The organism is Xanthomonas sp. CFBP 8443 (genome assembly GCF_025666195.1).
In the GTDB taxonomy this organism is placed as follows: Bacteria; Pseudomonadota; Gammaproteobacteria; order Xanthomonadales; family Xanthomonadaceae; genus Xanthomonas_A.
The window spans coordinates 3957761-3970720 of record NZ_CP102592.1 but is presented as its reverse complement, the minus strand read 5'-3'; the positions used below and the strand labels follow the sequence as shown (position 1 = coordinate 3970720).

10 protein-coding genes are annotated in these 12960 nt (G+C 70.4%); 9 read left to right on the top strand and 1 reads right to left on the bottom strand.

The window, feature by feature from the left end:
• Positions 1–29 precede the first annotated feature (29 nt).
• From NUG20_RS16585 to NUG20_RS16575, 3 genes are read left to right on the top strand one after another with little or no spacing between them, the layout of a single operon-like run.
• A complete protein-coding gene (locus tag NUG20_RS16585; RefSeq protein ID WP_263395526.1) occupies positions 30–815 on the top strand; it encodes an SDR family NAD(P)-dependent oxidoreductase in 786 nt (261 codons plus the stop codon).
• On the top strand, positions 758–1195 hold the full coding sequence (locus NUG20_RS16580; RefSeq protein ID WP_263395525.1) for a hypothetical protein: 438 nt from the start codon (positions 758–760) through the stop codon (positions 1193–1195). Before NUG20_RS16585 ends, NUG20_RS16580 begins: the two co-directional genes overlap by 58 nt.
• A complete protein-coding gene (locus tag NUG20_RS16575) occupies positions 1192–2193 on the top strand; it encodes an NADP-dependent oxidoreductase (protein ID WP_263395524.1) in 1002 nt (333 codons plus the stop codon). The genes NUG20_RS16580 and NUG20_RS16575 overlap by 4 nt, the downstream gene beginning before the upstream one ends.
• Before the next feature lie 28 nt (positions 2194–2221).
• Here NUG20_RS16575 and NUG20_RS16570 read toward each other — a convergent pair whose 3' ends face one another.
• Positions 2222–3298: a methyl-accepting chemotaxis protein gene (locus NUG20_RS16570; protein WP_263395523.1), complete on the bottom strand. Its 1077-nt coding sequence runs from the start codon at positions 3296–3298 to the stop codon at positions 2222–2224.
• 252 nt (positions 3299–3550) lie between these two features.
• Between NUG20_RS16570 and NUG20_RS16565 the strand changes: the two genes are divergently transcribed.
• The 6 genes from NUG20_RS16565 to NUG20_RS16540 all read left to right on the top strand — a co-directional run bounded on the left by NUG20_RS16565 (position 3551) and on the right by NUG20_RS16540 (position 12851).
• On the top strand, positions 3551–6238 hold the full coding sequence (locus tag NUG20_RS16565) for a DUF2339 domain-containing protein (RefSeq protein ID WP_263395522.1): 2688 nt from the start codon (positions 3551–3553) through the stop codon (positions 6236–6238).
• Positions 6235–7599, top strand: coding sequence for a DUF3999 domain-containing protein (locus NUG20_RS16560; protein ID WP_263395521.1), 1365 nt, complete (start codon positions 6235–6237; stop codon positions 7597–7599). The genes NUG20_RS16565 and NUG20_RS16560 overlap by 4 nt, the downstream gene beginning before the upstream one ends.
• Positions 7600–7863: 264 nt before the next feature.
• On the top strand, positions 7864–9042 hold the full coding sequence (locus NUG20_RS16555) for a phosphoglycerate kinase (RefSeq protein ID WP_263395520.1): 1179 nt from the start codon (positions 7864–7866) through the stop codon (positions 9040–9042).
• Positions 9039–9680 carry an HAD-IA family hydrolase gene (locus NUG20_RS16550; RefSeq protein ID WP_263395519.1) on the top strand — a complete coding sequence of 214 codons (642 nt, stop codon included), beginning with the start codon at positions 9039–9041 and terminating at the stop codon, positions 9678–9680. Before NUG20_RS16555 ends, NUG20_RS16550 begins: the two co-directional genes overlap by 4 nt.
• Before the next feature lie 352 nt (positions 9681–10032).
• Positions 10033–11499: a pyruvate kinase gene (gene pyk / locus NUG20_RS16545; RefSeq protein WP_263395518.1), complete on the top strand. Its 1467-nt coding sequence runs from the start codon at positions 10033–10035 to the stop codon at positions 11497–11499.
• Positions 11500–11846: 347 nt separating this feature from the next.
• Complete coding sequence (locus NUG20_RS16540; protein ID WP_263395517.1) at positions 11847–12851, top strand: class I fructose-bisphosphate aldolase; 1005 nt, start codon at positions 11847–11849, stop codon at positions 12849–12851.
• Positions 12852–12960 lie beyond the last annotated feature (109 nt).

Sequence of the window (12960 nt, the reverse complement as noted above, 5' to 3'; positions counted from 1 at the left end):
CCTCACCTGTCGCGATCGAGACCATCACCATGAAACCGCAACGCGACAGCTGGGTGCTGATCACCGGCGCATCGAGTGGATTCGGCGAGGAATTCGCCCGGCAGTACGCGGCGCGCGGCCACAGGCTGATCCTGGTCGCGCGGCGCCTGGACCGGCTCGATGCGCTGGCGCAGGCGTTGCGGCAGCGGCACGGCGTGGAGATCCTCGTCGAACAGGTGGATCTGTCGCAGATCGCGGCAGTGCGCCGGCTCCACGCCGGCCTGCACGCGCGCGGCATCGACGTCGAGGTGCTGATCAACAATGCCGGGCACGGGCTGCAGGGGCGGTTCCTGGCGGCCGAACTGGAGCCGGTGCTGTCGATGATCCAGCTGGATATTGCCAGCCTGACCGCGATGACGCACCTGTTCGGCCAGGACATGCAGCGGCGCCGGCACGGGAAGATCCTGCAGGTGGCCAGCCTGCTGGCCTACCAGGGCGTGGAAGACTTCGCGGTGTATTCGGCCGCCAAGGCCTACGTCCTGCGCCTGGGCGAGGCGCTGCATCGCGAGTTCGCCCGCGATGGCGTCACCGTGACCACGCTGTGTCCGGGACTGACCGACACCGGCTTCGCGCGCGTCGCGCAGCAGCGGATCACGCCGCAGCTCGCGGCGTTGATGATGCAGACGCCGCCGGTGGTGCGTGCCGGCATGCGCGCGCTGGACGCCGGTCGCATCAGCGTGGTGCCCGGGCTGATCAACAAGTTGAACGCGGTCTTCATGTGGACGACGCCGCGCTGGATCCACCAGGCCGTGCTGTCGCGCATCCTCAACCGGTGACCGTCATGCGCCTGGGTTTCCGCTCGCTGTCGGTCCTGGCCTCGCTGCTGTTCCTGGCGATCGCCTGCACCTGGATGTTCTCGCCGGGTGCGATGCTGGCGAACTGGGACGTCGGCGCTTCGCCTTCGGCCGAGCTGATGGCGCGACGCGGGGCCGCGTTGTATGCGGGCCTGAGCGTGATGTTCTTCATGGCGCGCGGCGCGGCGCCATCGCCGGCGCGTTCGGCGCTGGTGGCGGGCTTCGTCACCGCCTGTACGTTGCTGGCGGCGCTGGGCATCGGCGAACTGGCCAGCGGCCACGCGGGCCGCGGGATCCTGGTCGCAGCCGTGCTCGAAATCGGGTTCGTCCTCGCATTCGTTTTCGTCAGGGAAAAATCATGAAAGCGTTCTTCATCGAAGGCTATGGCAACAGGCACCCGGGTCGGATCGGCGAGCTGCCCGAACCGGAGCTGCGCGACGACGATGTGCTGGTGGAGGTGCATGCCGCCGGCGTCAACGTGCTCGACGCGAAGATCCGCAAGGGCGAGTTCAAGCTGATCCTGCCGCACCGGTTTCCGCTGGTGCTGGGTCACGACGTGGCCGGCGTGGTGCTGCGGGTCGGGGCCGGCGTGCGCCGCTTCAAGCCCGGCGACGCGGTGTACGCGCGTGCCGACCGCATCGGCAGCTTCGCCGAACGTATCGTGGTCAAGGAAAGCGCGCTGGCGTTGAAGCCCGCCAACCTCGGCATGGAGGAAGCCGCCTCGATTCCGCTGGTCGCGCTGACCGCGTGGCAGGCCCTGGTCGAGACGGCGGGCCTGCAGAAGGGGCAGAAGGTGCTGATCCATGCCGGCTCCGGCGGCGTCGGCAGCATCGCCATCCAGCTCGCCAAGCACCTTGGTGCCTTCGTCGCGACCACCACCGGCACCGGCAACGTCGGCTGGGTGAAGGCGCTGGGCGCCGACCTGGTCATCGACTACCGGACGCAGGACTTCGAGACCCTCGTGCGCGACTACGACGTCGTCCTCAACAGCCTGGGCAGCGACGTGCTGGAGAAATCCCTGCGCGTGCTCAAGCCCGGCGGCAAGCTCATTTCCATCTCCGGCCCGCCGGACCCAGACTTCGCCGCGCAACAGGGACTGGCGTGGCCGCTGCGGCAGGTGATCCGCCTGCTCAGCGGCGGCATCCGCAGGAAGGCCAGGCGGCGCGGCGTCAGCTATGCCTTCCTGTTCATGACCGCCAACGGCGACCAGTTGCGCGAGATCGGCGCGCTGCTCGAGGCCGGGATCCTCACCCCGGTGCTGGACCGGGTGTTCCCGTTCGAAGCAACGGCGCAGGCATTGGCCTACGTCGAGAGCGGGCGCGCCAAGGGCAAGGTGGTGATCAGGGTCGGCCAGCACTGAGCGTGCGCGCCGCCCCGAGCGCAGCGCGCTACAGCGCCTGCAGGATCAGCGAGTGCCAGCCGGTGCGGTAGGTTTCGTAGCCGGGCGAAGCGGCATGCGCGATGCAGTGCGGACGCCCGTCGAGGTCGCTCAGCACCGCGCCACGCGGTTGCTTGAACAGCGCTTCGCGGCCGGGGAAGTCGATCCGTTCCTGCAGCATGCGGCCGGCCGAATCGGCCAGGACCTGGCCGCGCTGGTCGACGATGCACACCCGGCTGCGGCCCCATTCCTGCTCCGACAGCGGGGTGCGCTGCACCACCGTCTGCGCCAGCGCGTCCCAGCGGAACACGATGCCGAGCACGCCCAGCACGCGCCCGTCGACACGGCCGCCGTCGCGCACCGTGCACGCATACACCAGCACGCGTTCGCCGTCGGCCAGGGTGCTGGCATGCACGTCCTGGAAGCCGAATTCCTCGCCGCTGCGGGTGCGCGCGGCGGTTTCGAACCAGGCCTGCGCGGACACGTCGCTGCCGACCGAGGCGTACTGCTGCGGGCGGCCGTTGGCCAGGACGCGGCCGTCGGTGCCGGCCAGCACCAGGTCGAAGTACACCGTGTACGAGTCCAGGATCTGGCCCATGCGGCGCGACGCGTAGGCGAGTTCCTCGTCGCCGCGGCCGTGGCGCGCGGCGGCGACGATGGCCGCATCGGTCGCCCACCAGCGCACGTCGCAGCTGCGTTCGTAGAGGTTACGGTCGATCAGGTCGATGTTGCTCAGCGCCAGTTCGCTCAGGCGCGTGCGGCGCACGTCGTCCTGCAGCCGCTGCAGGGTGTGGCCCATGTCGGCGCTGGTGCTGGCGGCGACCTTGTCCAGGTCCTGGGTGGCATCGGCGACGCGCCGCGACAGCACGTCCATTTCCTGCGCGATGACGCTGAAGCCGCGTCCGGCCTGGCCGATCCGCGCCGACTCGATGCGCGCGTTCATCGAGATCACATGGGTGGTGCGGTTGATCTCGTCGATGCGTTGCAGCGAACGCCGCAGCTGTCCGAGCAGTTGGTCGGACAGGCCGACCACCGAACGGATATGGTCGTCGATGCCCGCTTCGGTGGGTTGGGCTGGCAGGTTCATTGGCACACTGTCGGTGGGAGGGAGGGGAACAGCGGGCGCAACGTGGGATAAGGGAGTTAGCGGCCGCCGATGCACCGGCTTTAGCGGCGCGTGCGCACCGCTGCGCGGCGCGAACCCTTGCCATGCCTGGGCTGCGTGTCCGCGGCCCGGGCCGCGCCGAGGCCGAACTCGTCTACCATCTGCGCCAGGACCGGCGTCGCCGGACCATTGGCACGCCGCGCTGCGGTATGCCGCCTTGGGGATGGATGCCGGATGGAAGCGTTGATCGTGTTGGTGGTGGTGGCGGTATTGGCGGTGCCGGTGCTGCTGATCGTGTTGCTGGTGTCGTTGTCGGGTGTGCGCCGGCGCGTGGCGGTGCTGGAACTGCAGCTGGCGCACTTGCGCGGTGCGGCGCCGCGGGCGGCGCAGGCCGATAGCGAAGCCGAAGCCGAATTCGATGCCGGGTTCGAGCAACGCGATGCGGCGGAAGGTCCAGTCTTCGTCACTGCGCCTGTCGCCATCGCACCCGCAGCGCCCACGCCACCGCCGCTGCCGCCGCAGTTCGCGACCCGTGCATCCGCAGTGCGCGACGTTGCGGACACGGATGCCGACACGGCTGCTGCGCCAGCGCCGGAGACATATGTGCCGCAGGGCCCAGGCCCGCTCGAACGGCTGCTGGCCGGCGCCAAGCGCTGGTTCACCGAAGGCAACGTGCCGGTCAAGATCGGCATGCTGGTGTTGCTCGCCGGTGTCGCCGCGTTGCTCAAGTACGCCGGCGACCAGGGCTGGCTGCGGATGCCGATCGAGCTGCGCTACGCCGGCATCGCCGCCGCGGCGCTGGCCGGGCTGGGCTTCGGCTGGCGCCAGCGCGAACGCAAGCGCAGCTTCGCGCTGGCCCTGCAGGGTGGTGCGATCGGCGTGCTGCTGCTGACCGTGTTCGCCGCGTTCAAGCTGTCGGCGCTGATCCCCGCCGGCGCCGCATTCGCGCTGAGCATCGTGCTGGTGGCCAGCATGTGCGTGCTGGCGGTGGTGCAGGAATCGCGCACGCTGGCGGTGCTGGCCACGCTGGCCGGGTTCCTGGCGCCGATCTGGCTGTCCACCGGCAGCGGCAACCATGTCGGCCTGTTCTCCTACTACGCGGTGCTGAACGCGGCGGTGTTCGCGATCGCCTGGTACCGGCCGTGGCGGGTGCTCAACCTGCTCGGGTTCGGTTTCACCTTCGGCATCGGCACGCTGTGGGGCGTGCTGCAGTACCAGCCGGCGAAATTCGCCAGCACCGAGCCGTTCCTGCTGCTGTTCTTCGCCTTCTACCTGTTGATCCCGATCCTGTACGCGCGGCGCCAGCCGGCCACGCGCGGCAACCTGGTCGACGGCAGCCTGGTGTTCGGCACGCCGCTGGTCGCGTTCTCGCTGCAGGCCGGGCTGCTGCGCGGCGACGGCCTGGCGCTGGCGCTGTGCGCGCTGGGCCTGGCGGCGATCTACGCGCTGCTGGCCGCGGCGCTGATCCGGCGTACCCGCTTCGAGGTGCTCGGTCAGGCCTACGCGCTGCTGGCGGTCGGTTTCGCCACCCTGGCGGTGCCGTTGGCGCTGTCCGCGCGCGCCACCGCCAGCATCTTCGCGCTGGAAGGCGCGGCGCTGGTGTGGCTGGGGCTGCGGCAGCGGCGCTGGTTGCCGCAGTTCAGCGGCGCCGGCCTGCAGCTGGCCGCGGCGATCGGCTTCGTGCTGGGGCTGGATGCGGCCTGGCAGGACACCCAGGCCGTGGCCAACGCGACCTTCATGAGCGGCGCGCTGCTGGCCCTGGCCGGTTTCGCCAGTGCCTGGAGCTATCGCCGCGCGGGCGCCGCCATGCCGGCGCTGGCCTATTACCTGTGGGGTCTGGCGTGGTGGTGCGGGATCGGGGTCGCGGAGATCGGACGCTTCGTCGACTATGCGGCGCGTGCCGATGTGTGGCTGGCGTTCGTCGCGCTCAGCGGCTGGCTGGCTGCCGAGGCGCAGCGGCGTTGGCCGGCGCGCGCGCTGGCGGCGACCACGCTCGGCGGCTTGCTGCTGGCGCTGCCGCTGGCGGCGCTGCAGGCCGATGCGCATGGCCAGCCGTTCGCCGGACACGGCGCCTGGGCCTGGACGCTGTTCGCGGTGCTCGGCGTGCGCAGCCTGATCTGCCTGCGCGGCAGCGGCGGTGGCGTGGCGAAGGCGGCGCAGTTCGTGTGGTGGCTGGTGTGGCCGTCGGTGCTGTCGCTGCTCGGCATGTGGCTGGCGCGGCGCTTCGACCTGGCCGAGGGCTGGCAATGGGCGTTGCTGCTGGCGCCGTGGCTGCTGGCGGCGGCGCTGTCGCTGCTGCGCTGGCGCTGGTTGGCCGCGCCGCTGGGGGCGGACTTCGATCCTTGCCGCAGCGCGCTGCAGGGCAGCTATTTCGGCCTGCTCGGGGTGGCCTGGCTGTGCACTCTGTTCGTGCCCGGCGCCAGTGCGCCGCTGCCGTGGGTGCCGCTGCTCAATCCGCTGGAACTGAGCCAGCTGCTGGTACTGGCGCTGGCCGCACGCTGGCTGTGGTCGCCGACCCTGCCGGCGGCGCTGCGCGGCTGGCGCCTGCAATTGCTGGCCGGCGGCGGTTTCCTGTGGATCACCAGCGTGACCCTGCACGCAGTGCACTACTGGAGCGGCGCGCCGTGGAGCGGCTTGCTGTCCGATGGCGTGGCGCAGACCAGCCTGACCGTGGTGTGGAGCGTGCTCGGCGTGCTCGGCTGGGTGCTCGGCTCGCGCCGCCGCCAGCGCGGCCTGTGGCTGGCCGGCGCACTGCTGATGGCGGTGGTGCTGGGCAAGCTGCTGCTGGTGGATCGCGGCAATCTCGGCAACGTCGCCGGCATCGCCTCGTTCATCGCCTACGGCCTGCTGTGCACCGTGGTCGGCTATTTTGCGCCGGCGCCGCCGCGCGCCACCGAACCGGCCGAGGAGGCCCATCCATGAACCGCCTGATCTTTCCGGCCTTGTTGCTGGCGTTGTCGCCGCTCGCGGCATCCGCCGCCAGCCAGCGCGACGACTATGCGCAGCAATGGCCGCTGACCCTGCAGGATGCCGACGCCGGCGCCTACCGCGTGCAGCTCGACGATGCGGTGTACCGCAGCGCGCATCGCGCCTCGCTGGGCGACGTGGATGTGTTCAACGCCGCCGGCGACGCATTGCCGTCCGCGCTGTTCGCCGCCGAACAGGCCGAAACCACGCCGCGCCGGCAGCCGCTGCCGTGGTTTCCGCTGCCGCCGGTGGCCGGTGGCGGCGCCGACGACCTGGAGTTGATCGCCGAGCGCGACGCCGACGGCAGCGTGCGCGGCATCCGCGCGCGCGTCGCCAGCACCCCGACCGGCGCGAGCGAGGCCGGTTGGCTGATCGACGCCAGCGCGCTGCGCGAGCCCTTGCGCGCGCTGTCGCTGCAATGGGCCGCCGATGCGCAGCCGCGGCAGGCGCGCTACCGGGTCGAGGCCAGCGACGACCTGCGCGACTGGGAAATGCTGGTGCAGGAAGCGACGCTGGTCGACCTGGCCAACCAGGGCAATCGCCTGCAGCAACTGCGGATCGCCATCGACAGCCGCGCGCGCTACCTGCGGCTGCTGCCGTTATCGTCGCCGCCGCTGCCGCGCCTGACCGGGGTGGAGGCCGAACTGGCGCCGGCGCCTGCCGCCGCCGACTGGCACTGGCAGCAACTGGATGCATTGCGCGCCGACCCGGCGCAGCACAGCTTCGACTTCGCCTCGCCCGGCCGCTATCCGGTCGCGCAGCTCGACATCGCCCTGCCCGGCAACAGCGCGATCGAATGGCGCGTGCAGAGCCGCGACAGCGACGAGGCGCCGTGGCAGGACCGCGCCGGGCCGTGGGTGGCCTACCAGGTCGGTGCCGGCGCCGGCCGCTCGCCGCCGCAGGCCCTGGCGCAACCGGTGCGCGATCGCTACTGGCGGCTGCTGGCCACGCAGGACCCGGGCCGGCAACGGCCGGCGCTGCGCCTGGGCTACCAGCCGGAAACGCTGATCTTCCTGGCCCAGGGCGCGCCGCCGTACTCGCTGGCGGCCGGCAGCGCACGCACCCAGCGCGCCGCCGCGCCGCTGGCGACCACGCTGCAGGCGCTGCGCACGCAACGCGGGCCGCAATGGACGCCGGCCACGGCCACGCTCGGCGCGGCGGTGCCGCTGGCCGGTGCCGCCGCATTGCAGGCGCCACCGCCGTCGCGCGACTGGAAGACCTGGCTGCTGTGGGCGCTGCTGGTCGGCGGCGCGCTGATCGTGGTCGGCTTCGCCTTCAGCCTGTTGCGCAAGCCGGCCACGCCCGGCGCGGACTGAGCGATCGGCTGGGGCGCCGCGCTGCGCGCCTGTGCCCTGCATGACGGCCCGGGCGCGCTTGTCGCCCGTGGCCCGGCATCCGCGCGCGTTCGACGTTGCGCGACGTCCCGATTTGCCGCTGCGCGGCCGACGCCGGACAATGCCCTTCTTTCGTCGCCGGTGCGCGATGGCCGAGCGCGCCGACAGCGGGCGTTGCAGCGGCGACGCCCATGCTGCGCGGCAGCTTCACTTCCCCCGCAACCCCACGATAGCGAGCAACCGACAATGCCCATCCTGCGAATGACCGATCTCGACCTGTCCGGCAAGCGCGTGCTGATCCGGCAAGACCTGAACGTGCCGATCGACGACAACGGCCAGATCACTTCCGAGCAGCGCATCCTGGCGTCGGTGCCGACGCTGCGCCACGCGCTGGAGCAGGGCGCGGCGGTGATGGTGACCTCGCACCTGGGCCGGCCCAAGGAAGGCGTGTGGACGCAGGCCGATTCGCTGGCGCCGGTCGCCGCGCGGCTGGCCGCGCTGCTCGGCACCGAGGTGCCGCTGCTGCGCGATTGGGTCGACGGCGTGGACGTGCAGCCGGGCAAGATCGTGCTGCTGGAGAACTGCCGCATGAACGTCGGCGAGGGCAAGGATGACGAGGCGCTGGCGAAGCAATACGCGGCGCTGTGCGACGTGTTCGTGATGGACGCGTTCGGCACCGCGCACCGCGCCCAGGCCTCCACCCACGGCGTGATCCGCTTCGCCCCGGTGGCGGCCGGCGGCCCGCTGCTGATGGCCGAACTGGACGCGCTGGCCAAGGCGCTGGAACATCCGGCCAAGCCGTTGCTGGCGATCGTCGCCGGCAGCAAGGTCTCGACCAAGCTGGAGCTGCTGTCGAACCTGGTCAACAAGGTCGAGCAGCTGATCGTCGGCGGCGGCATCGCCAACACCTTCATCGCCGCGGCCGGCTATCCGGTCGGCAAGTCGCTGTGCGAGCCGGACCTGCTCGACACCGCGCGCAAGATCGTCGCCGACGCCAATGCGCGCGGCGCGGCGATCCCGCTGCCCACCGACGTGGTGGTGGCCAAGCAGTTCCTGCCCGACGCGCAGGCCACGGTGAAGGCGCTGGCCGACGTGGACGACGACGACCTGATTCTGGACATCGGCCCGCAGACCGCCGCGCACTACGCCGAGCTGATCGCCAAGGCCGGCACCGTGGTCTGGAACGGCCCGGTCGGCGTGTTCGAGTTCGACGCGTTCGGGCAGGGCACCGAAACCCTGGCGCGCGCGATCGCCGCCTCGCCGGCGTTCTCCATCGCGGGCGGCGGCGACACCCTGGCCGCGGTCGACAAGTACGGCATCGCCGGGCAGGTGAGCTACATCTCCACCGGCGGCGGCGCGTTCCTGGAATTCCTGGAAGGCAAGACCCTGCCGGCGGTGGCCGCATTGCAGGCGCGCGGCGCGTGAGCGCCGGTCCGCTGTTCTTCGACCTGGACGGCACCTTGGTCGATTCGGAGATCGGCATCGTCGGCAGCATCGCGCACGCCTTCGAGCAGCTGAACCAGCCGGTGCCGGCGCCGGACGCGCTGCGCGCCTGGATCGGCCCGCCGTTGCGCGACAGCTTCCACGCACATTTCGACGATCCGGCGCTGGTCGAGCAGGCGCTGGCGCTGTACCGGCAGCGTTACGACGAGCGCGGCTGGCGCGAGCACACGGTGTTCCCGGAGATCGGCGCGGCGGTCGAGGCATTGGCCGCGGCCGGCCACCGCATGGCGGTGGTGACGTCGAAGAACGAACGTTTCGCCCGGCGGATCGTCGAGACGCTGCCGTTCGCCGCGCATTTCGAGGAGGTCGTCGGCGCCAGCGACGACGGCCAGCGCCGCTTCAAGCCGGACCTGATCGCCGAGGCGCTGCGGCGGCTGGCATTGCAGCCGGCGCAGTGCGTAATGATCGGCGACCGGCGCATGGACATCGAAGGCGCCAACCACCACGGCATGCGCAGCGTCGGCGTGCTGTGGGGCTTCGGCGACGAAGCGGAACTGCGCCAGGCCGGTGCCAGTGCGTTGGCGCAGGTTCCGGGGCAGTTGCTGGCGTTGGTTGGCTGATGGTTCGGGCCCGGGGACTCGGGATTCGGGACTCGGGACTCGGAAAAGCGGTTGCGCTACCGGTCGTCCGTCTACGGACGATGACTGGTCTGCGCGTGCTGTTCGCGCAGGCCTGGCAGTGGCCAGCGGTGTCGGCTTCGCGTGGCAATCCGGCAGTGGCACAGCGTGGTAAGGGCACGCTTTCCGGCATGGCGCCGCGTCGCTGGGCGTCGCGCAACGGCAATGTCGAGTCCGCATACTGTCCCGCACTGTCCGCAAGACATGCATGAATCCGCAGGGCGCTATGCCGATTCGCCATCCTGCCGAAGCGGTGCTTGTGCTAGTTTTAACGGCTTTTCCAGGGAATGATGTCATGATCGAACGCCAGCGCCGCACCAAGATCCTCGCCACCCTCGGCCCGGCGACAGATCCACCTGGCGTGCTCGAGGACCTGTTCCGCGCCGGCGTCAACGTCGTGCGCCTGAATTTCTCGCATGGCGACCCCTCCGGCCAGGCCAAGCGCGCCGCCGAAGTGCGCGCCGCCGCGCAGCGCGTGGGCAGCGAAGTTGGCATCCTCGCCGACCTGCCGGGTCCGAAGATCCGCATCGAGCGCTTCGCCACCGGCAAGGTGTCGCTGAAGGCCGGCGCGCGCTTCGACCTGGTCGCCGACCCCAATGCGCCGGCGGGCGACGAGCAGCAGGTCGGCGTCAGCTACCTGGGCCTGCCCAACGACGTCAAGCCGGGCGACGTGCTGCTGCTCGACGACGGCCTGCTGCAGCTGCAGGTGGTCGAGGTCGACGGCCCGCGCATCGTCAACACCGTGCTCAACGACGGCGTGTTGTCCGACCGCAAGGGCCTGAACAAGCAGGGCGGCGGCCTGTCGCTGGGCGCGCTGACCGAGCGCGACAAGGAGCTGATCGGCATCGTCGCCAAGATCGGCGTGGATTTCATCGCCGTGTCGTTCTGCCGTAACGCGCAGGACATGCACGACGCGCGCCGCATCGCCGAGCAGCATGGTTGCTACGCCGCGCTGGTGTCGAAGATCGAGCGCACCGAGGCGATCGAGAACCTCACCGAGATCGTCGAGGCCAGCGACGTGGTGATGGTCGCGCGCGGCGACCTCGGCGTGGAGATCGGCGATGCCGAGCTGCCGGGCCTGCAGAAGAAGATCATTCGCGAGTCGCTGGCGCAGAACAAGGTGGTGATCACCGCCACGCAGATGCTGCAGTCGATGGTCGAGAACCCGATCCCGACCCGCGCCGAGGTGCTGGACGTGGCCAACGCGGTGATCGACGGCACCGACGCGGTGATGCTGTCGGCCGAGACCGCTGCCGGCGCCTATCCGGTCAAGGCGGTGCAGGCGATGGCACGCATCTGCCTGGGCGCCGAGCGCCAGTTCGAGATGGACACCGACTTCGAGGCCGCGCAGCGCAACCTCGAACGCGCCGACCAGGCGATCGCGATGGCGACCATGTTCCTGTCCGAGCACATCGGCCTGAGCGGCGTGGTCACCCTGACCGAATCCGGCGGCACCCCGCGCTTCCTGTCGCGCTTCCGTTCGAAGATGCCGATCTACGCGTTCACCCGCCACGACGGCGCGCGCCGTGGCATGGCGATGATGCGCGGCGTATTCCCGATCAACTTCGACAGCCGCGGCCTGACCCCGCGCGAAGCCGCGCGCGCGGCGATCCGCCTGCTGGTCGAGGCCGAGCGCATGGGCCCCGGCGACCGCGTGGTGTTCACCAGCGGCGAGCACATGGAAACGCACGGCGCGACCAACACCCTGCGCCTGCTCGAGGTCGGCCCTGACGGCCGCGCCAGCGGCCTGGGCGAGCTGTAGCCGAAAGCCGGGTCGCCCGCGACCCACAGGACCGCGCGATGCCCATCGCGCGGTCTTTTTTTTGCCTGCCGTGCGGGCCGCCGCAACCGCAACGCGCCGCTCGCGCCGACAACTCTTCGCAATCGGCCGTGCCCTTGCCGGACCTGGCAACGCCAGCGGCATCGCGACCTGCGCCACGGTGCCGCTGCAACATCGCAAGCCGCAGGGCGATTCTTGTCACGCGATGGCAATGCACGTGCGCTCGCGCAGCGCGTCTACCGGTGGAAACGGTTGCAGGCATTCCGTGAAGGAATGGGCGGCGTTTGCCGCGATATACTTCGGGTTTCCCCCCGTGCCATAGGAATTCCATGAGCATCGAACAGCTTGCCGAAACCGCACAGGCAATGGTCGCCCCGGGCAAGGGCATCATCGCGATCGACGAATCCACCACGACCATCGCCAAGCGCTTCGCCAGCGTCGGCATCGAGAATGTCGAGGAGAACCGCCGCGCGTATCGCGAGCTGCTGTTGACCACGCCGAAGCTGAGCGAGCACATCTCCGGCGCGATCCTGTACGACGAGACCATCCGCCAGAAGACCAAGGACGGCGTGCCGTTCCCGAAGTACATGGCCGAGCACGGCATCATTCCCGGGATCAAGGTCGACAAGGGCACGCATCCGCTGGCCGGCATGCCCGGCGAGCTGATCACCGAAGGCCTGGACGGCCTGCGCGCGCGCCTGGAGGAGTACTACAAGCTCGGCGCGCGCTTCGCCAAGTGGCGCGCGGTGATCACCATCGGCGAGGACATCCCGTCGGGCGTGTGCATCGAGACCAATGCGCACGCGCTGGCGCGCTACGCGGCGCTGTGCCAGGAGCAGGGCCTGGTGCCGATGGTGGAGCCGGAAGTGCTGATGGACGGCAACCACGACATCGAGACCTGCTACGAGGTCACCGAAGCCACGCTGCGCTCGCTGTTCGGCGCGCTGTACGAGCAGAACGTGGTGCTGGAAGGCACCATCCTGAAGGCCTCGATGGTCATCGCCGGCAAGGATTGCGACGAGCAGGCCAGCGTCGAGGAAGTGGCCGAGTCCACCGTGATGTGCCTGAAGAGCACCGTGCCGGCGATCCTGCCGGGCATCGTGTTCCTGTCCGGCGGCCAGACCGACGAACAGTCCACCGCGCATCTCAATGCGATGAACCAGATCGGCACCCTGCCGTGGCCGCTGAGCTTCTCCTACGGCCGCGCGATGCAGCAGGCCGCGCTGAAGCTGTGGTCGCAGGACATGAAGGGCAACTTCGCCAAGGCGCAGCAGGTGGTCTACGAGCGCGCCAAGGAAAACGGCCTGGCCGCACTGGGCAAGTGGCAGGACTGAGGTCGGCGCCACCGCTGGAGTAAGCAAGAACGCCGGCGACCGCCGGCGTTCTTCGTTTCGCGATGCGCCGCCGCGCCTCGCTTCGTTTCACGCTTGTCCGGCCCGAGCC